Below are 20063 nucleotides of genomic sequence, written 5' to 3' on the forward strand. Positions count from 1 at the left end.
TCAACGCGCCAGCAACATCAGCAAAACCAGGTTGAGCAGCAGCGAAACGCCGGCGATGATCCGCCAGGTGACCAGCGGGTTGCGCATCGCCAGGGGCGTCACCGGTGGCCGGTTGAGCGGCCGGCTGGCGCCGCGTTCGAGCGCCAGCAGGAATTCCTCGGCGGTTTCGAAGCGCTGCGCCGGATCCTTGGCGACTGCCTTGAGCAGCGCGTTCTCCAGCCAGCCGGGGATGTCGGGTCGGTAGCGCGTCGGCGCCACCGGCTCGCCAAATTTGGGATGCTGGAAGGGCTCGATCTCGCCGTAGGGGTACTTGCGCGTCAGCAGGTGGTACAGGGTGACGCCAGCGGCATAGAGGTCGTGCGCCTGGCCGGCCTGTTCGCCGGCGAGCAATTCCGGCGCCATGTAGCTGGGAGTGCCCGGGCTGCCGACGCTGCGGTCGTCTTCCGAGAGGCTGAGCGCGACACCGAGGTCGAGGATGCGCAGGCGGCCGTCGCGGCCGACGTGGATGTTGTCGGGTTTGATATCGCGGTGCGCGACGTCGAGGCGGTGCAGCGCCGAGAGTCCTTTCATCAGCCGGACGCCGTGCTGGACGGCGTCGGCGACGGTGAAGTGCAGGCCGGCGTCGAGCATCCGCTGCAGCGTCGCGCCCTCGTGCCAGGTCTGCAGATAATACAGGTAGCTGCGTCCTTCGGCAGGCAGCAGTTGCGCGAAGAATGGCGATGAGATGCGTCGTCCGCGCCATTCCTCCATGATCAGCGCTCGGATCTCGTCAGCGTCGTCGGCCAACTCCGGGCGCAGCGTCTTGAGCACCAGCTGCTGGCCAGACGCCTGGTCGGTGACCCGGTAGAGCAGCGTCGCGCGCGAGTCGTGCAGCACTTCGTCGATCAGCAGCCCGTCGATCTCCTGGCCAGGTTTGAAGAGCGGCGGCAGCGGCAGGCGCGCCGTACCCTCGAGCGAGTCGCGCAGGTTCTCGGCGGGCAGCTCTTCGATGCGTGCGACGACGGCGCTGGCGTTGTCCTGGCCGCCGGCGGCCAGCGCCAGGCTGGTCAGCGACGCCGCCGCCTGCTGCGCATCGGGATGCGCGAGCAGCGTGGCGCGGATTCGCGCGTCGCCGAGGACACCCCAGACGCCGTCGGAACAGAGCAGAAAACAGTCGCCCTCTTTCAGTTCGCCGTCGGCGAAATCGATCCGGAAATGACGGTCGAGGCCGACCGCGCGCGACAGCACGTTCTTCAGCTCCGGGTGTTCCCAGAGGTGGTCGACGGTCAGTTGCGTGCAGCTGCCATCGCGCAACAGGTAGAGCCGCGAATCGCCGACGTGGCCGCTGACGTAGCGGCGGCCACGCAGGACCAGCATGGTCAGCGTCGTCGCCATGCCGGTGAGCTCGGGTTGGCGGCTGGCCTGGGCCATCACCCAGCGGTTGAGCGGCACGACGACCTTTTCCAGCGCGTGCGGAACGCTCCAGGTGTCGGGTGTCGCGAAGTAATCGGAGAGCAGGCCGCGGACGGTATATTCGGCGGCTTCGCGGCCGCCCTGATGGCCGCCGACGCCGTCGGCAAGCGCTGCGATCAGGCCCTTGTTTTCGAGCTCGGCGCCGTGTGGCGTGACCATGCCGCAGAAATCCTCGTTGCGCTGGCGCGGACCGGTCAGCGACGAATGGCCAATGTCAACTCTTAGCGGCATGCAGATGCGGCTCCGGAAATGATAAAGGGGCGGCAGGTACGCAATGTACCCTGCCGCCCCGGGCTGTTGAAAGGAGTCGTCGGATTCGTCCGTCCGCTGAGCCGATCAGATCTTGGCCGCCGTCAGGTGCGCGGCACCCCAGGTGGTGCGCCAGCGGTTCTTGACGGCGCTCAGCCCGGCGAGAGCCAGCAGCGCCAGCGCGGCGAAGATCAGGAAGCCGGCCTGGTAGCTGCCGGTGAGCTGCTTGGCGTAGCCGAGCGATGACGCCAGGTAGAAGCCGCCGACGCCGCCGGCCATGCCGACCAGGCCGGTCATCACGCCGATCTCCTTGCGGAAGCGCTGTGGCACCAGCTGGAAGACGGCGCCGTTGCCCATGCCCAACGCCAGCATCGCACCGACGAAGGCGAGCAGCGCCATCCACGCCTCGGGCAGGCCGACGCTGACGATGGCCAGGAAGATCGCCGCGAAGACGTACATCACCGACAGGCTCTTGATGCCGCCGATGCGGTCGGCGACGTTGCCGCCGATCGGCCGCACCATCGAACCGGCGAAGACGCACGCGGCGGTGAAGAAGCCGGCGGTCTTGGCGTCGAGGCCGTACTGGATGTTGAAGTAGATGGTCAGCGACGACGCCAGGCCGACGAAACCGCCGAAGGTCACCGAGTAGAAGAACATGAACCACCACGCGTCGCTGTCCTTGAGCACTTTCAGGTACTCGGCAAGCGACTTCGGTGGCGGGCATTCGGGCGAGTCCTTGGCGGCGATCATGTAGTACACGAAGACCAGAAACAGCGGCACCAGCGCCAGGCCGAAGACGTTGGTCCAGCCGTAGGCGATCGCCAGACTCGGTGCGATCAGCGCCGCCAGCGCGGTGCCCGAGTTGCCGGCGCCGGCGATTCCCAGCGCCGTACCCTGATGCTCGGGCGGATACCAGCGCGAGGCGAGCGGCAGCGCGACGGCGAACGAGGCGCCGGCGACACCGAGGAAGACGCCGAGAATCAGCGTCTGCTCGTAGCTATGCACGCCCAGCTTCCAGGCGAAGAACAGCGACACCATGACGACAATCTGGCCGATGGCACCGGTCATTTTCGGCTTCAGGTGGTCGACCAGCAGGCCCATGACGATTCGTAGCAGGGCGCCGGCCAGCACCGGCGTGGCGACCATCATTCCCTTCTGGGCGTGCGTCAGGCCGAGATCGCTGGCGATCTGCACGCCGAGCGGGCCGAGCATCACCCAGACCATGAAGGCCAGGTCGAAGTAGAGGAATGAGGCGATCAGTGTCGGCCGGTGGCCGGCCTTCCAGAACGAGTTGTCCATTGTCGTAGTCCGTTGGTTGCGGGTAGATGGAGCGAAAAAAACTCAGATTTCGAGGAAAACGGTGCCACTTTCGACGCGGATCGGGTAGCGGCGCGAGCAGCCCTGGTCGGGGGCGACGGCTTCACCGGAATCCAGTTGCAGTTTCCAGCCGTGCAGTGGGCAGGTCACCTGTTGGCCATGCACGATTCCCTGCGACAGCGGTCCGCCCTTGTGCGGGCAGCGGTCGCGCAGCGCGAACACCTCGTCGGTCGACGTGCGGAAGACCGCAATATCGCCGCTCGTTGCGCGGACGACGCGACTACCCAGTCGCGGGATCTGGTCAATCGTACAGATCGATTTCCATTCAGCCATTTCCGTTCTCCAGTTCTCTATACCGAAAGCAGTTCGTATTCGTTCTTCTCGACGCCGGCGATACGCTCGGCCCAGGGGTCTTTGGCGTCTTTCAGCTCGGCCAGCAGACGAGCGTGCAGCGCCTTGCGGTTTTCCGCGTCGTCGACAACGCGATTCTTGGCGTGTTCGAGGCCGACGCGTTCGAGGTAGTGGCAGGTGCGTTCGAGGTAGAAGCCTTCCTCGCGGTAGAGCTGCAGGAAGGCGCCGGCGTACTCCATCACTTCTGCGTCGTTGCTGACCTTGACGAAGAACTGCGCGACCTCGGTCTTGATGCCGCCGTTGCCGCCGACGTACAGTTCGTAGCCCGAATCGACGCCGATCACGCCGACGTCCTTGATGCCGGCTTCGGCGCAGTTGCGCGGGCAACCCGAAACGGCCAGCTTGACCTTGTGCGGCGCGTACATGTCGAAGAGCATCTTTTCGAGCTTGACGCCCATGTCCATCGCCAGTTGCGTGCCGAAACGGCAGTGTTCGGCGCCGACGCAGGTCTTGACCGTGCGGATCGACTTGCCGTAGGCATGGCCCGAGGGCATGTCGAGGTCTTTCCAGACGCCGATCAGGTCTTCCTTCTTGATCCCCAGGAGGTCGATGCGCTGGCCGCCGGTGACCTTGATCGTCGGTACCTGGTACTTTTCGGCGACGTCTGCGATGCGCCGCAGCTCGGCAGAAGTGGTCAGCCCGCCCCACATCCGCGGCACCACCGAGTAGGTGCCGTCCTTCTGGATGTTGGCGTGCGCGCGCTCATTGATCAGCCGCGAGCGCGGATCGTCCCTGGCCTCTTTCGGCCAGGTCGAGATCAGGTAGTAGTTGAGCGCCGGGCGGCATTTTTCGCAGCCATCGGGAGTCGTCCATTCGAGGAAGCGCATCGTTTCGCCGATGCTCAGCAGGCGCTGCTGACGGATCGCGTCGCGCACTTCCTGGTGCGAGAAGTCGGTGCAGCCGCAGACCGCTTTGCGGTTCGACGCCGCCGGCGTGTAGGCGCCGCCGATGGTCGCCGAGAGCAGCTGTTCGCAAAGTCCGGCACACGAGCCACACGACGACGCCGCCTTGGTGTGCTTCTTGATGTCGTCGAGCGTGAACAGGCCGTTTTCCTTGATCGCCTTGACGATCGTCCCCTTGCTGACGCCGTTGCAGCCGCAGACTTCGGCGCTGTCGGCCATCGCCGCGGCCTTGCTGTGGCCCTGGTGGCCGACGTCGCCGACGTGCGCCTGACCGAACAGCAGGTGGTCGCGAATCTCGTGGATGTCCTGGCCGTCGCGCAGAAGCTGGTAGTACCACGGACCGTCGGCGGTGTCGCCGTAAAGCACGCCGCCGACCAGTTTGTTGTCCTGGATCACCAGCTTCTTGTACACGCCACCGGCGGCGTCGTTGAGGATGATCTCCTCGGTATCCTTGCCGCCGAAGAAGTCGCCGGCCGAAAACAGGTCGATGCCGGTGACCTTGAGTTTGGTCGAGGTTACCGAACCGGTATAGCGGCCGATGCCGTAGTTGCCGAGGTGGTTGGCGGCGACCTTGGCCTGCTCGAACAGCGGCGCGACGAGGCCGTAGGCGATGCCGCGGTGCGCGACGCACTCGCCGACCGAGTACACCTTCGGATCGTAGGTCTGCATGGTGTCGTTGACGACGATGCCGCGGTTGCAGTGGATGCCGGCCGCCTCGGCCAGGGCGACATTCGGACGGATGCCGATGGCCATCACCACCAGGTCGGCCGGCAGCTGCACGCCGTCCTTGAGGCGGACGGCGGCGACGCGGCCGCTTTCACCGGCGACCAGCATTTCGGTCTGCTTGCCGAGCAGGAACTTGAGGCCGCGCTCTTCCAGCGATTTCTGCAGCATCCGCCCGGCGGTCTCGTCGAGCTGCCGCTCGAGCAGCCAGTCGGCGAGATGCACGACGGTCACGTCCATGCCGCGCAGCTTCAGGCCGTTGGCCGCTTCGAGGCCGAGCAGACCGCCACCGATCACCACCGCGTGCCCGTAACGGCGAGCGGCGTCGATCATCGCGTCGGTATCGGCGATGTCGCGGTACGAGATCACGCCCGGCAGCTCGTTGCCGGGGATCGGCAGCATGAACGGGGTCGAGCCGGTCGCCAGCAGCAGCCGGTCGTACGCTTCCTCGGTGCCGTCTTCGGCGATCACCCGCCGCTTGACGCGGTCGATGCGGCTGACCTTCTTGCCGAGGTGCAGGGTGATGCCGTGCTCGGCGTACCACTGGTGATCGTTGAGGATGATGTCCTGGATCGTCATCTCGCCGGCGAGCACCGGCGAAAGCAGGATGCGGTTGTAATTGGGGTGCGGCTCGGCGCCGAACACCGCGATATCGTAGTAATCGGGGGCGATTTTCAGCAGCTCCTCGAGCGTCCGCACGCCCGCCATGCCGTTGCCGACCATCACCAGTTTCTTCTTGCTCATTTTCGCGACTCCAGTCGATGCGTCTTGATGGATGCGTCAAAGCAATTGCCGTGCCAATGAGCGTGCTCATTGATTTGCCGGGAATTTTCGAGTGCTGCGGGTGACGCGCAATGATGCGGCGCACAATTTCGGGGCGCAAGCGAGCGAGCTGGTGCGGAATTTGGTGCGGCGCGGGCACCGTTTCAGAGCGTTGGCAGCCTCCGCAATTCCTCCCGGATTTCTCCCTCGCGCTTACCAGATCGCTCTCCAGAATAGCGTCCATCGATGGCCACCAGCGCTATCGCCAAGCACAGGAGAATGCGATGGAAGCACCCTTGCCAGGGTCTCGGCGACTCGGGGACTTGATCCTGAACGCCAACGGCTACACCTTCGACACCCGCACCGGCAGGAGTTACAGCGTCAATCCGCCCGGCATGATCGCCTTGCTGATTATGCAGGACGGGAAATCGCGGCGCGCGATGATCGATGCGCTGGTCGCTGCTTGCCAGCAGCCGCGTGCCGTCGTCGAGGCCGGCGTCGACGATTTTATCCAGCAGCTTACGAGGTGCGTGTCGTGATCCGGCACGCCGATCAGCCGCATTGGACGGCTTGGAATGTCGCGCTCACGGGTATCAACGCCAAGCCCGACAACCCCGGTCCGGGCTGTGCCGTGGCGCGTTGCCTGCGGCAGGCGGCGGGCTTTCGCGGCCGCATCATCGGCCTCGCCTACGAGACGCTTGACGCCGGTCTTTATCAGCGGGAAACCTGCGACAGCGGTCACTTGCTACCGTATCCAGCGACCGGCGCGGCGGCGCTACTCGAGCGACTCGACGAGATCCTGCCGCACGACCCGGTCGATGCTCTGCTGCCGTGTCTCGACGCCGAACTGCCCAACTTCATTGCCGTCGAAGGCGAGCTCAAGCGGCGTGGCATTCGCCTCCTGTTGCCGCAGCGTGCGCAATTGCGCCGCCGCGACAAGGATCGCCTGCCAGCGCTGTGCGCAGCGGCCGGCGTCGCCACGCCGGCCGTGCAGAGCCTGGTCGACGAGCGATTCTTCGACGACTGCGACGCCGACGGCTGGGATTACCCGCTGCTGGTCAAAGGCGTTTTTTACGACGCGTACGTCGTCTATTCGGCGTCCGAAGCTCGCCAGCGTTACCGGCAGATAGTCGCCACCTGGGGCTACCCGGTGCTGGTCCAGAAGTTCGTCCATGGTGAGGAAGTCAACCTGACGGCGCTTGGCGACGGCAGCGGCGCGATGATCGGCGAGGTGATGATGAAGAAACAGGCGCTCACCGACAAGGGCAAGGCCTGGGCCGGTGTCACCATCGATGACCCGGATCTGCAGGCGGCCGGCCGGCGTTTGTTCGACGCCCTCAAGTGGCGCGGGCCGCTCGAAATCGAGATGCTTCGCGACCAGGCCGGCCGCCTGCAGCTGATCGAAATCAATCCGCGCTTTCCGGCCTGGATCTATCTTGCGCACGGCGTTGGCCGCAATCTGCCGGCCGCGCTGCTGGCCTTGATGGACGGCGTCAAACCGTCGCAGCTGAAGCTGGCGCCGCCGTGCCCGGGCACCAGCTTCATCCGTCACGCGCAGGAAACGATCGTCGCCCTCGATGAAATCGCCAGCCTGGCGATGAGTGGCAGCACGGCGCGTCCGCACGCGCTCGCCAGCCGCGCCGCCTGAAACCCGCAAGGAGAAAAGAATGAGCAAGATGACCTGGCAAGCCCCGCGTATAGAACCCCTGACACTGCCCGCGTTGAACAGGTTTGGCCGGCGCCGGCTGGCTGCCGACGCGCAGTCGGCAATCGACGGCGTGGCGGTCGAAACGCTGGTCGAGCGCTACGGCTCGCCACTCTACGTCACCTCCGAGTCACGTCTGCGCGCCAACGTCCGGCGTATCACGCAGGCTTTTGCCAGTCGTTACCCGAAGGTGATTCATGGCTGGTCTTACAAGACCAATTACAACGGTGCGGTCTGTTCGATCCTCCACCAGGAAGGCTCGTGGGCCGAAGTGGTGTCGCGCTTCGAGTATGAAAAGGCGCGCGCGCTTGGCGTGCCGGGCGAGCACATCATCTTCAACGGCCCGAACAAGCCGCGTTCGATTCTCGAACGGGCGATCGCCGAAGGCGCCTTGATCCACGTCGATCACGCCGACGAGCTGGCATTGATCGAAACCATCGCCGAAGAACGCCGCGAGTGCGTTCCGGTGACGCTGCGCCTGAATTTCAAGACCGGTTACAGCGAGCCCTGGAGTCGCTTCGGCTTCAATCTCGAATCTGGCGCGGCGCGCGCGGCAATCAAGCGGGTAAAGGTCAGCCGACACTTGCGCCTCAACGGCCTGCACAGCCACATCGGCACCTTCATCCTCGATCCGCGCGCCTACGCCGCCGCAGTGAGCACGCTCTGCATGTTGGCCCGCGAGATCGAGGCCGACGGCACGCGCCTGAGCTACATCGATATTGGCGGCGGCCTGCCGTCCAATAACGCCCTGCAGGGCATCTATCTGCCGCCCGAACAGTCCACGCCGGACCTCGAGGAATATGCCGACGCGATCTGCAGCGCCTTTCTGGACGGAACGGCGTACCGACTCGACCAGGGCGAAGAACGTCCGGCGCTGCTTTTTGAGAGCGGCCGGGCGGTGATCGACGACGCGCAGAGCCTGATCACCTCGGTGGTCGGCCGCAAGGAAACCGCCGACGGTCGCCCGGCCGCGATCCTCGACGCCGGTCTGAACACCCTGTTTACGGCATTGTGGTACGACCAGCCGGTGCGCCTTGCTTCGCCGGCGCGCGGCGAGCTGCGCGACACCGTGCTCTACGGCCCGCTGTGCATGAACATCGATGTGCTGCGGCACTCGGTGCAACTGCCACCACTGGCCGTCGGCGATCGTCTGGTGTTCGCGCCGGTTGGCGCCTACAACACCACCCAGTCGATGCAGTTCATCGAATACCGTCCGGCCGTGGTGCTGATCCACGGTGACCGCGAGCTGAGCCTGATCCGGGCGGCGGAGGATCTCGAAGTGGTCTGCGCGCAGGAACGGCTACCGGCGCATCTGGCGCCGAAAACGGCGGCAGCTGTCGTCGCCCTGCGCGCCGCTGGAGGCTGAGATGAAGGTCCTGATCGACGGCCTGAACAGCCTGCTCGACGCCTATGGCGCGCTGTTCCTGGCGCGCCAGCGCGTCGTCGGTGCGCTGCTCCTGGCGGCGACGCTGAGCGATCCGGAAACGGGTCTCTGCGGTCTGCTGGCGGGCGTCAGCGCACTGCTGACGCGCGCCTTGCTGCGTTTGCCGGGCATGGCTGGCGAGGCCGAGATCCTCAACGCCATTTACGCCGGTCTGGCCCTAGGCGCCTTCTACGGCGGTCCGCCGCGGACTCTTGCGCTGGCCGCATTTGGCGGCCTGTTGGCCGTGCCGCTGGCGACCGCGCTGCGCCAGATGCTCGCCGGCCCGTTCGGCGCGCGTGGCTTGCCGCTGCTCGGTGCGCCATTTCTGGTCACCGCCTGGACCTTGCTCGCGGTGGCCAAGACCATCGGCCTGCCGTTGCGCTCGCTGTGGCCGGTCTGGCCGGTCTTTCCGGACTGGCTGCCGGCGGCCAGCGCAACGGCGCTGGCGCACGTCGGCGCGCTGTTTTTTGTGGCGAATCCGCTGGCCGGCGTGCTGGTCCTCGCCGCCGTACTCCTGACCTCGCCGCTCCTGGCCCTGCTGGCCATCGCCGGCGGCTTGTTGGCGAGTGGCGTGCTGTCGGTGGCCAGCAGCTCGCCGACCTCGAGCCTGGCCATGCTGGGAGTCTTCAACGGTGCACTGGTGGCGATCTTTGTCGGTGGCACGCTGGCCGTGCCAGGCAGACGTACCCTGCTGCTTGCGGCCGGCGCCGTGCTGGTCGCCAGCGCGCTCTCGGCCGGGATGTTCGCGCTGTCGATAGTGCTCGGCGTGCCGCCCCTGTCGGCGCCGTTCGTGCTCACCGTGTGGCTGGCCAGCGCGGCCTTGCGAGCCGAGAGCAGCTTCTTCTGGGCACGCTTCTGGCTGTCGGTACCGGCGTCTCCCGAAGACAGTATGGTCAACGCACGCCTGGCCAGGGCGCGCGGGCTGGCCGCCGGCAGCGTTGCTCTGCTACCCCCGTACGCCGGCCGCATGGCGGTGTCGCAGGCGGTCGACGGTCCGCATACGCATCGCGGCGAATGGCGCTATGCGCTCGATTTCGTCCGTCTCGTTGACGGCCAGAGCTATCGCCGCGACGGCGCCAGGCTGAACGATTTCCATGCTTTCGACGAGCCGGTGTTGTCGCCGGCCGACGGCTACGTGACGGCGTGTCGCGGCGATATTGCCGACAACCGGCCGGGTGAAATGAATTCGCTCGAGAACTGGGGGAACCACGTCCTGATCGACATCGGCGCTGGCCTTTATGTGTTGCTGGCGCATCTCCGTCGCGGCAGTATCAAGGTCGAGCCGGGACAGCGCGTCGCGCCGGGTGCGCTGCTCGGTCACTGCGGCAATTCGGGCCGCTCGGCACAGCCGCACCTGCATTTGCACGTCCAGCGCGGACCCCGCCTGGGTTCGCCGACGCTGCCATTTCATCTCGCACACTGCCTGATCGACGGCCGCGAATACGCGCTCGACGGCCATCCGCAGGAGGGTCAGTCGGTCGAGGCGGTGCTCAATGACCCGTCGATGGCGGCGGCCTGTGCCCCCAGGGCAGGCCGCGAATGGTTGTTCGAGGAGCGGGCGAACGAGTGGCGGCTGGCTGCCGAAGTCGGTTTGCTGGGTGAAACCAGCCTGCTCTCTTCCGGCGGTGGCCGCGTCCAGGCCAACAGCGCGCGCAGCCTGCTGGCTCTCCATCAGCGGCGGGGTTCGCCGGACCGCCTGCTCGATGCCTTTGTCCTGGCTTTCGGGATGACGCCCTTTGCCGCGCAAGCTTTGCAGTGGGGCGACGCGCCCGACGCGTCGCTGTTGCCACTGCCGCTGGCGCTGCGGCTGGCGCGGCGCTTGCGTCATCCTTTTGGCGGCAATCTCGAAAGCGCTTGCGAGCGCAGCTGGGACCCTACTCGCCGCCTCTGGTGTCAGCGCTCGCGTCACCGCTTGACGACTGCTCTTGGCGAGGTCGACGGCGAGAGTATCGGCTGGCTCTCCGAAGCGTGTGGTCCGGTGGCGTTCTCGCTGGTGGTCGACGGCCAGACGATCGTCGACGCGGCGCTTGTCGGCTACGGCAATCGTGGCGATCATGGCGTTCCGGCCTGGTCGGCCGCCTACCCGCAAACATCGATGTCATGATCCGCCTAACCATTCAACGCAAGGTCTTTCTCGCCAGCTTCGCTCTGGCGACGAGTATGGCCGTGCTCCTCACCCTGGTCATGCGCTGGAATCTCGGCGACGGTTTCGAGCGCTACACGAGTGCCGCCGAGTTGGCCGGCCTCGACGGCATGGTCAGCAACATCGAGGCCGAATACGCCAGGCACGGCAACTGGGACTTCGTTCGCGCGGCACCCGAGCAGAGCTGGCGGCGCCTGTCGCGCCCGAGTTCGGGGAACGCTGCGGAGCCTGCGGGTGGCTTTTCGCCCGGCTTGCCGCCGCCGTTCGGGCCAGGGCCAGGCGCCGCCCGTCCGCCCTGGGGTGAGCGGCCGCTACCGCCCGACGTTGATCGGCGGCCAGCGGGCGAAGCCAACGCCGCTGCGACGCCGCCGCAAGGCTCGCCCGGCAGTCCGCCGCCGGGCGACATCCTGCGCCTTGGCCAGCGTCTTGCGCTGCTTGACGCCGACGGCCAGTGGCTGGCGGGTAAGGCCCGGGCGAGCGGCGTCGGTGCCGCAACGCCGATTGTCCACCAGGGCAAGGTCGTCGGTCAGCTGACCCTGCAGGCCGTACCGTCGTCGGGACGCGCACTCGACGCGGCTTTCCTGGCCAGCCAGACCGAGAACATGCTCTTCGCCGGACTGGCGGCGCTGGGCTTCTCGCTGCTCGCCGCGTGGCTGCTGGCACGGCATCTACTGGCGCCGATTGGTGATCTGGAACGAGCGGCGCGGCAGATCGCCGACGGCTCGCTGGATACGCGCATTGACGTCCGCAGTGAAGACGAGCTCGGCCAGTTGGCCACCAATTTCAATGCCATGGCCGTGCGCCTGGGCCGTGTCGAGGAATCACGCCGGGCCTGGATCGCCGAGAGCTCGCACGAACTGCGGACGCCGCTGGCCGTCCTGCGCGCCGAGATCGAGGCGATGCAGGACGGCGTGCGCCGGCCCGACGCGGCGACGCTGGCGCGGCTACACAAGCAGGTGCTGCAGCTCGCGAAGCTGGTCGACGACCTCCGGCTGACACTCGATCGCGAAGCCGGTGGGGGCGAAATGGAGCAGCGTCTGCTGATGCCGGTGGCGATACTCGAAGAGACCGTCGCCGCATTTCGCGAACGCTACCTCGATGCCAACATCCGGCTTGACACCGCGCGCCTGGTCGATCTCGGCTGGTGGGTGCGCGGTGACGCCGGACGCCTGACGCAGGTATTTGCCAATCTGCTCGAGAACAGCCTGCGCTACACCGACGCCGGTGGACAGCTGGCGATTGCCGCGCAAGCCAGCAAGCAACAGCTGCTGCTGGACTTTGACGACAGCGCGCCAGGGCCACCGGCGGCCGCGCTGCCGCGACTGTTCGAGCGCTTCTTTCGCGCCGAGGAGTCGCGCAGCCGGGCCTTCGGCGGTTCCGGCCTCGGCCTGGCGATTTGCAAGGCGCTGGTCGAGGCGCACGGTGGCCGCATCAGCGCGACGCCAGCAAAGCTTGGCGGCCTGCACATCCGCGTCGAATTACCCCTGGAGAAAGCATGAGCAAAGAGATCCTGATCGTCGAGGACGAACTCGACCTCGCCCAGATCCTCGCCGAATACCTGCAGCGCGACGGTTTCGCAACGACCACCATGGCCGACGGCCTGGCGGCCATGGCGGTCCTCCGGCGAACGCCGCCCGACCTGCTTTTGCTCGACCTGATGCTGCCCGGGATGGACGGCATTTCGATCCTGCGCGAGTTGCGCAAAACATCGAACTTGCCGGTGATCATGGTCACTGCCCGCGTCGACGAAATCGACCGCCTGCTCGGCCTCGAACTCGGCGCCGACGACTACGTCTGCAAACCCTACTCGCCACGCGAAGTAGTGGCCCGCGTCAAGACCGTACTGCGTCGCATACAGCCGGCGGCGGGCCTTACCGTCAGCCCGAAAATCGGCGGCGCAGCGCTGGAAATCGACGCTGACGCCTTGCAGGCGCGGGTCGCCGGCAAGAGCCTTGAACTGACGCCCAAGGAATTCCGGCTGCTGCGGGCGCTGGCCGGCAAACCGGGACGCGTCTTCTCGCGTGCGCAACTACTCGACGCGCTCTACGACGATCATCTCGAGGTTTCAGAACGTGCCATCGACAGCCACCTGAAGAACCTTCGCAAGAAACTTGTCCAGGCTTTCCCGGGTGAGGAGCCGATCCGTTCGATCTACGGAGTCGGTTTTGCCTTCGAATCGTAAGCACGGCGCTGGGCCGGAGCACGCCACCGACCGCCGATGAAGCCCCGGGGAATCAGCAAAACCCTCGTCGCGATCTTTGCCGGCCTGGCGATCATCGCCAGGAACAGCCGCGTTGCGCGTCCGCTGCCGCCGATTGCTTGACAAGCGGCGGTGACACTTCCATTCTTGGCAGCGCTGCTGTCGGCCATTGGCCAGCGAAATCCCGGCGACGCTGCTCAAACCCCCGCTACGAGGAGACGATATGAAACTGCCTTCGCTGCTGCGTCATTCCGCGGCTGCCCTGTTTGCCGCCGGTCTTGCGCTCTCGGCGTCTGCCGAGACCAGGTGGGACATGCCGACGCCGTATCCGGTGAGCAACTTCCATACCGAGAATATCCAGCAGTTTGCCAGCGCCGTCGATGCCGCCACCGGCGGCAAACTGAAGATCACGGTGCATGCCAACGGCGCCCTGTACAAGGCCAACGAAATCAAGCGCGCGGTGCAGGGTGGGCAGGCGCAGATCGGCGAGATCATCATTTCCGGGGCGGCCAACGAAGACCCGCTGTTCGCCCTCGACACCATCCCCTTCCTGGCCAGCAGTTATCCGGAAGCGCGCGCGCTGTGGCAGGCGTCGCGCGCCAGGATCGAGGAGAAATTCGCCAAGCAGGGGCTGAAGGTGCTGTTCTCGGTGCCGTGGCCGCCGCAGGGAATCTACTCGAAAGTCGCGCTGAATTCGTCGGCTGACCTGAAGGGTGTGAAGATCCGCTCATACAGCCCGACGGTGGCGCGGATGATCGAATTGATGGGCGCCCAGCCGGTGACCGTGCAGGCCGCCGAACTGACGCAGGCGCTGACTACCGGTGTCGTTTCGGCGAACATCACCTCGGCGTCTACGGGTTACGACTCGAAGAGCTGGGAACAGTTGAGCTATTACTTCGACGTCCAGGCGTGGTTACCGAAGAACATCGTGATCGTCAACCAGAAGCAGTTCGACAGCCTCGACAAAGCCAGCCGCGACGCGCTGCTGAAGGCCGGCGCCGCCGCCGAGTTGCGCGGCTGGAAGACGTCCGAGGAAAAGACGCGCTGGTACGTCGAACAACTGAAGAAGAACAACATGAAGGTCCTGCCGGCTTCGGCAGACCTGCAACACGACCTGCTCGGGATTGGCCAGCGGATGACCAGGGAATGGCTCGAGCAGGCGGGTCCCGAAGGGCAGCAGGTCTACGACGCGTACCGCAAGGCGGTCAAGAAGTAGGGCAGGCGCGGGACGGCAGGGCAGCCGTCGCGCTGGCCTGAGTTCAGCGGCCGCCGATGCGCACCCTGCTCAACCTGATCTATCGCTGTAGTGGCGCCGCTGCGGCACTGTGCATGGTCGGCGTGCTGCTGATGGTGATCACCGGTGTCGTCACTCGCGAACTCGGTATCTACGTTCGTGGCACCGACGACTACGCCGGCTATTGCATGGCGGCCGCCGGTTTTTTGGCGCTCGCCTATACCTTCAAGCACGGCGAACACATCCGCGTGACCTTGCTCATCGAGCATCTCTCGGGTACGCCGAAGAAAGTTCTGGAGTGGTCGGCGCTGGCTTTCGGAACGCTGATCAGCGGCGCCCTGGCGTGGTACAGCGTACGCCTGGTACTCAACTCCCGGCAGTTCAATGACATTTCGCAGGGCGTCGACGCGACGCCCTTGTGGATCCCGCAACTGGCGATGGCCATCGGCACCGTGGTGCTGTTGCTGGCCTTCATCGACGACCTGTTGCTGTTCAGTCTCGGCCGGCCGCCGGCGCGCCTGCAAAAGTCGGGCGACGAAGCGGTGCGTAGCGAGTGAGCGGGCTGGCTATATGGACCTGCTGATCGCTGCCGCGCTGGTCGTCGTGCTGCTGGCCTTTCTGGCCGGCGGCGTCTGGATCGGGCTGGCGCTGGCTGGCGTCGGCTACGTCGGCATGCTGCTGTTCACGCCGCGCTCGCCGGGCGACGCGATGGCGGTGACCATCTGGGGATCGAGTTCGGGCTGGACGCTGACCGCGTTGCCGCTGTTTCTGTGGATGGGCGAGATCCTTTTTCGCAGCCGTCTCTCGGAAGACATGTTCAAAGGCCTGTCACCGTGGCTAGAGCGCCTTCCGGGTCGCCTGCTGCACGCCAACATCATCGGTTGCACGATCTTCGCCGCGGTTTCGGGTTCGTCGGCGGCGACCTGCGCGACGGTCGGCAAGATCACCCTGCCCGAACTGCGCAAGCGCGGCTATCCGGAGCACATGGCGATCGGCACTCTGGCCGGTGCCGGGACGCTCGGGCTGCTGATTCCACCGTCGATCATCATGATCGTTTACGGCGTCGCGGCGGAGGTGTCGATCGCCAGGCTGTTCATCGGCGGTGTCCTGCCGGCGCTGTTGCTGGCCGCCCTGTTCATGGGCTGGGTCATCCTTTGGGCGCTGCGCCATCCCGAACAGGTGCCGCCGATCAGCGTCCGCACGACGCTGCCGCAGAAGCTGGCCGCGTCGATCAGCCTGCTGCCGGTGCTACTGCTGATCGTCACCGTTCTTGGTTCGATCTATGCCGGCATCGCCACGGCAACCGAGGCCGCCGGCCTTGGTGTCGTCGGCAGTATGCTGATCGCGCTGCTGCAGCGCTCGCTGCACTGGTCAAGCTTCCGCGACAGTCTGATGGGAGCCACCCGGCTGTATTGCATGATCGCGCTGATCCTCTCGGGTTCGTCGTTCCTGACTCTGGCCATGGGCTACATCGGCCTGCCGCGGCAACTGGCCGCATGGGTCGCTTCGCTGGGCCTCGAACCGGGCTCGCTGCTGCTGGTTCTGGGCGTCTTGTTCATCGTTCTGGGCTGTTTTCTCGACGGCATTTCAATGGTCGTCCTGACCATGGCCGTTCTCCTGCCGACGGTGACTGCCGCCGGTATCGACCTGATCTGGTTCGGCGTGTACATCGTGCTGGTCGTCGAGATGGCCCAGATCACGCCGCCAGTCGGCTTCAATCTGTTTGTGCTGCAGGGCATGACCGGTCGCCAGATGACCGAAATCGCGCGCTATGCGACGCCGTATTTCGTGCTGATGTGCGTCGCGGTAACGATCACTTACTGGTTTCCCGGAATTGTCACCTGGTTGCCGGCGAAGATGATCCATTGACCCTCGTTGCCGGCGCCTGCGCACGGCGCCGAGGCGGGCGAGCGACGGTGAGACTCACTCGGGCAGGCGGTAGATTGTCGGTCGTACCGGCAACAGCCGGTCACAAATGCCATGCAGCGATTCCGAGTGGCCGACGATGAAGTAGCCGCCGGGGCGCAGCCGCGGCAGCAGGTTGGCGACTACCCGGCGCTTCGTTTCGCTATCGAAATAGATCATCACGTTGCGCAGGAAGATGACTTCGAAAGAGCCGATTCCGGCGTCGATGGCTTGCGTCAGATTGACCTGCGCGAAGCGGACGCGCTGGCGGATCGGCGGCGCGATCACGAAGTTTCCCTGGCCGGCCGCTGCTCCCTGCAGGCAGTACTTGCGCATCCAGGCGGCCGGGATGCCTTCGTTGCGGTGCAGCGGGTAGAGGGCGGTCCGCGCCCTGGCCAGGACCTGCGTGCTGATGTCCGAAGCAAAAACTTCCCACGGCGTCTGCGGCAGGCTCTCGGCAAGCAGCATGGCCATGCTGAACGCCTCTTCGCCGCTCGAGCTGGCGGCGCTCCAGATACGAAAGTTGTCGCCTTGCCGGCGGCCTGCCAGGACCTCGTCACGGAGAAAGTCAAAGTGCCGCGATTCGCGGAAGAAGTAGGTTTCGTTGGTGGTCAGCAGATCGACCATTGTCTGCACCTCGTCGGGGTGCTGGCCGCTGGTCAGCAGGCGGTAGTACTGGCTGAAGCTGTCCAGCTGTCGCTCCCTGAGGCGGCGTTGCAGGCGGCCGACGAGCAGGAGCTTCTTGCTGTCGGCCAGACTGATGCCGGCGAGCGTCTTGATCAGCTTCTGAAAGAGCGTGAATTCCTGGTCGGTGATCGTCGCCGGCTCCATCAGCGCGAGGCAGCGCCGCAGCCGGCGTCAGCCACCTGGCCCGCCAGCAATCGGGCGGCGAGATAGTTATCAATATATATCAGCATGTTATAGAATGCCTTTCGAGATCTTGCGAAATCGGACTAAAGAAACGACGCGAAGTGTGCGTTATTTCTCTTGTTGGGCGCAACGAAACACGTATTCTGCGTTCGTCCAAGAGCGGCATCGCCGTGATCAAAAAACGCGATAAGGGGTGTTTACGATACGCCGGCTGGCCGCTACTGGGTAGCGCTACGGCCACGCCGCTGTTGATCCAGCGCAGCAGCAGCACGGCTCTGCGGGTGGTCGGTGGCGATGAGCATTGAACGAAATGAAGGAAATGAAGGAAATGGCTGGCCGGGATCGTCACTTTTGTCGGCACGGACAATTCAACTATACTGTGGCGCGCTTCACGATACCCGTCAGCGCAATGTCTTGTGGATCTGCCGCAACCCGTTTCCAGGCCGGCGACTAAAAAAGGAGAGGATCATGCTTACACGCCTGCACGATGTTGTCGGCGCCGCGTTTCGTTGGCTTGCGTTGGGCGCACTGGCGGCACTGCTGGTGGCTTGTGCTTCAGCGCATCCGCCAGCACCAGCTGACGCCGCTTCGCCCGACTATCGCTACATCATTGGCCCGGGCGACAGTGTGAATATCATTGTCTGGCGCAATCCCGAGCTGTCGATGACCGTTCCGGTTCGCCCGGACGGTTTGATCGCCGGTCCGCTGATTGAGGACATGCAGGCGATGGGCAAGACGCCAACGATGTTGGCACGCGACATGGAAAAAGCGCTGGGGACGTTTATTCGCGACCCGGTGGTGACGGTGATCGTGACCGGCTTCGTCGGCAGTCAGAGCGAGCAGATTCGCGTCGTCGGCGAGGCGTCGAAGCCGCAGGCGCTCCCTTACCGGCAGCAGATGACCCTGCTTGACGTGATGATTGCCGTTGGCGGTCTGACTGATTTTGCCGACGGCAATGGCGCGACGCTGTTGCGCCAATCGGACGGCAACAAGCAGTACAGCGTTCGCTTGAACGATCTGATCCGGCGCGGTGACATATCGGCCAACGTGGACGTCAAGCCCGGAGACGTGCTGATCATTCCGCAAAGCTGGTTCTAAGCGGCCCGCTGCCTGCTTGCCAAGACGATTCCTCTGCTGTTCGTTGCGTCACCGACGTGACGAACAGCAGTCCTGCAACCGATACCGATAGAGTCTGAATTCGATGGATGAACTGCTTCGACAAGCGGCAACGATCATGCGCGGAATGTGGAAGCGCCGTTGGCTGGGGATCGCCGTCGCCTGGGTCGTCGGCGTGGCCAGCGTTGCGGCGGTCCTGGCCATTCCCGACAAATACGAGGCCTCAGCGCGTATTTTCGTCGATACACAGACGGTTCTCCGGCCACTGATGTCCGGTCTGGTCATGCAGCCGAATATTGATCAGCAGGTGATGATGTTGAGCCGCACGCTGATTACCCGGCCGAACGTCGAAAAGCTGATCCGGATGGCCGATCTCGACCTCAAGATCGAGTCCAAGGCCGACAAAGACGCACTCACCGAGGAGCTGATGAAGTCGCTGAAAATCGCCAACACCACGCGTGACAATATCTACACGATCAACTTCCGCGACACCCAGCCCGAAAACGCCAAACGGGTGGTCCAGTCGCTGGTGTCGATCTTCGTCGAGTCCAATCTCGGCGACGCGCGCCGGGACACGGAGTCGGCTCGGAAATTCATCGACGAACAGATCACCACTTACGAGCAGAAGCTAGAGGACGCGGAGGCGCGGCTCAAGGACTTCAAGCTACGCAATCTGGGAACGCAGAATTCGGAAGGTAAAGATCATTTTGCCCGGATGACCGAAGCTGGCGCTGTGCTCGAGCAGAGCAAGCTGGCCTTGCGCGAGGCCGAGCAATCGCGCGATGCGCTCAGGCGACAGCTCCTCGGCGAGGAGCCGCAGTTGCTGCCGAATGGATTCCAGGAGTCTATTTCGGGGGTGTCGGTTCCCGAAATAGACGGGCGGCTGGACGCCATGCAGCGGAATCTGGACAACATGCTGTCGCGCTTTACCGAAAAACATCCGGACGTCGTCAGCACGCGTCGCCTGATCAAGGATCTCGAAGACCAGAAACGCAAGGAGCTCGCGGCACGGCGTGCGGCGGCGCTTGCTAATCCGACCACGTCGGTGAGCACCAACCCGGTACATCAGCAGCTGAGCATCTCGGCTTCCGAAACCGAGGCGAAGGTTGCGGCCTTGACGACGCGCGTCGCTGAATACCAGGCGCGCTACGACCGGATGCAACAGGAAGTCAAGCTGATGCCGCAGATCGAGGCCGAGTTTGCCCAACTCAACCGCGATTACGAGATCAACAAGAAGAATTACGAACAACTGGTTCAGCGTCGTGAGTCGGCCAGCATGGGCAGCGAGATCAACAGCTCTGCCGGTGTCGATTTTCGCCTGATCGATCCGCCACGCGTGTCGCCGAAGCCGGTCGCTCCGAATCGCGCCCTGTTTCTCCCACTGACCCTCCTCCTGGCGCTCGCTGCCGGAGTCGCAGCCACCATTGCGGCCAGTCAGCTGCGACCGATGTTTTTCGATTCGCGCTCTTTGCGGGAAGCCTGTGGCTTGCCACTGTTGGGGACGGTATCGATGATCACCGATGAAGTGAGAAAGCGTCGTGAAAGAAGCGATCTGCTGCGCTTTGCCGCCGCCTGTATCTCGCTGGTCGGCGCCTACGGCGCTGGACTCGCGGCCTTGTTCCTTCTTTCCGCCCGTACTGGCTGAGGAAAA

At 64.9% G+C, this 20063-nt stretch carries 16 protein-coding genes; 11 read left to right on the forward strand and 5 right to left on the reverse strand.

Going from position 1 to position 20063, the window contains the following annotated elements:
* From QZ656_RS16550 to nirB, 4 genes are all read right to left on the reverse strand, one after another.
* Positions 1 to 1683 carry a bifunctional protein-serine/threonine kinase/phosphatase gene (locus QZ656_RS16550; protein WP_291994423.1) on the reverse strand — a complete coding sequence of 561 codons (1683 nt, stop codon included), beginning with the start codon at positions 1681 to 1683 and terminating at the stop codon, positions 1 to 3.
* 105 nt (positions 1684 to 1788) lie between these two features.
* Positions 1789 to 3000 (reverse strand): nitrate/nitrite transporter, encoded by a 1212-nt coding sequence (locus tag QZ656_RS16555; RefSeq protein WP_291994424.1) that lies wholly within the window; start codon positions 2998 to 3000, stop codon positions 1789 to 1791.
* 42 nt (positions 3001 to 3042) lie between these two features.
* Complete coding sequence (nirD, locus tag QZ656_RS16560; RefSeq protein ID WP_291994425.1) at positions 3043 to 3351, reverse strand: nitrite reductase small subunit NirD; 309 nt, start codon at positions 3349 to 3351, stop codon at positions 3043 to 3045.
* A 17-nt stretch (positions 3352 to 3368) separates the two neighbouring features.
* Positions 3369 to 5798 (reverse strand): nitrite reductase large subunit NirB, encoded by a 2430-nt coding sequence (gene nirB, locus QZ656_RS16565; protein WP_291994426.1) that lies wholly within the window; start codon positions 5796 to 5798, stop codon positions 3369 to 3371.
* Between the two features lie 341 nt (positions 5799 to 6139).
* Between nirB and QZ656_RS16570 the strand changes: the two genes are divergently transcribed.
* From QZ656_RS16570 to QZ656_RS16610, 9 genes are all read left to right on the forward strand, one after another.
* On the forward strand, positions 6140 to 6355 hold the full coding sequence (locus QZ656_RS16570) for a PqqD family protein (protein WP_291994427.1): 216 nt from the start codon (positions 6140 to 6142) through the stop codon (positions 6353 to 6355).
* Positions 6343 to 7464: an ATP-grasp domain-containing protein gene (locus QZ656_RS16575; protein WP_291994428.1), complete on the forward strand. Its 1122-nt coding sequence runs from the start codon at positions 6343 to 6345 to the stop codon at positions 7462 to 7464. Before QZ656_RS16570 ends, QZ656_RS16575 begins: the two co-directional genes overlap by 13 nt.
* 19 nt (positions 7465 to 7483) lie before the next feature.
* Positions 7484 to 8887, forward strand: a complete 1404-nt coding sequence (locus tag QZ656_RS16580) for an alanine racemase (RefSeq protein WP_291994429.1) — start codon at positions 7484 to 7486, stop codon at positions 8885 to 8887.
* Position 8888: 1 nt separating this feature from the next.
* On the forward strand, positions 8889 to 11048 hold the full coding sequence (locus QZ656_RS16585; protein ID WP_291994430.1) for an urea transporter: 2160 nt from the start codon (positions 8889 to 8891) through the stop codon (positions 11046 to 11048).
* On the forward strand, positions 11045 to 12586 hold the full coding sequence (locus QZ656_RS16590; RefSeq protein WP_291994431.1) for an ATP-binding protein: 1542 nt from the start codon (positions 11045 to 11047) through the stop codon (positions 12584 to 12586). The genes QZ656_RS16585 and QZ656_RS16590 overlap by 4 nt, the downstream gene beginning before the upstream one ends.
* The gene (locus QZ656_RS16595) at positions 12583 to 13269 is read left to right on the forward strand and encodes a response regulator (RefSeq protein WP_291994432.1); all 687 of its coding nucleotides are present in this window, start codon (positions 12583 to 12585) and stop codon (positions 13267 to 13269) included. The genes QZ656_RS16590 and QZ656_RS16595 overlap by 4 nt, the downstream gene beginning before the upstream one ends.
* Positions 13270 to 13510: 241 nt before the next feature.
* Positions 13511 to 14503 (forward strand): TRAP transporter substrate-binding protein, encoded by a 993-nt coding sequence (locus QZ656_RS16600; protein ID WP_291994433.1) that lies wholly within the window; start codon positions 13511 to 13513, stop codon positions 14501 to 14503.
* A gap of 56 nt (positions 14504 to 14559) precedes the next feature.
* Positions 14560 to 15078 (forward strand): TRAP transporter small permease, encoded by a 519-nt coding sequence (locus QZ656_RS16605; RefSeq protein ID WP_291994434.1) that lies wholly within the window; start codon positions 14560 to 14562, stop codon positions 15076 to 15078.
* 13 nt (positions 15079 to 15091) lie between these two features.
* Positions 15092 to 16390: a TRAP transporter large permease subunit gene (locus tag QZ656_RS16610; RefSeq protein WP_291994435.1), complete on the forward strand. Its 1299-nt coding sequence runs from the start codon at positions 15092 to 15094 to the stop codon at positions 16388 to 16390.
* 54 nt (positions 16391 to 16444) lie between these two features.
* Here QZ656_RS16610 and QZ656_RS16615 read toward each other — a convergent pair whose 3' ends face one another.
* Positions 16445 to 17257: a protein-glutamate O-methyltransferase CheR gene (locus QZ656_RS16615; RefSeq protein WP_291994436.1), complete on the reverse strand. Its 813-nt coding sequence runs from the start codon at positions 17255 to 17257 to the stop codon at positions 16445 to 16447.
* A gap of 507 nt (positions 17258 to 17764) precedes the next feature.
* Here QZ656_RS16615 and QZ656_RS16620 point away from each other — a divergent pair.
* Together QZ656_RS16620 and QZ656_RS16625 are read left to right on the forward strand one after the other, a co-directional pair.
* Positions 17765 to 18394 carry an XrtA/PEP-CTERM system exopolysaccharide export protein gene (locus QZ656_RS16620; RefSeq protein ID WP_291994437.1) on the forward strand — a complete coding sequence of 210 codons (630 nt, stop codon included), beginning with the start codon at positions 17765 to 17767 and terminating at the stop codon, positions 18392 to 18394.
* Positions 18395 to 18497: 103 nt separating this feature from the next.
* Positions 18498 to 20057, forward strand: coding sequence for an XrtA system polysaccharide chain length determinant (locus tag QZ656_RS16625; RefSeq protein WP_291994438.1), 1560 nt, complete (start codon positions 18498 to 18500; stop codon positions 20055 to 20057).
* Positions 20058 to 20063: the final 6 nt, after the last annotated feature.

This window comes from Candidatus Accumulibacter sp. ACC003 (assembly GCF_907163085.1).
Taxonomy (GTDB): Bacteria; Pseudomonadota; Gammaproteobacteria; order Burkholderiales; family Rhodocyclaceae; genus Accumulibacter.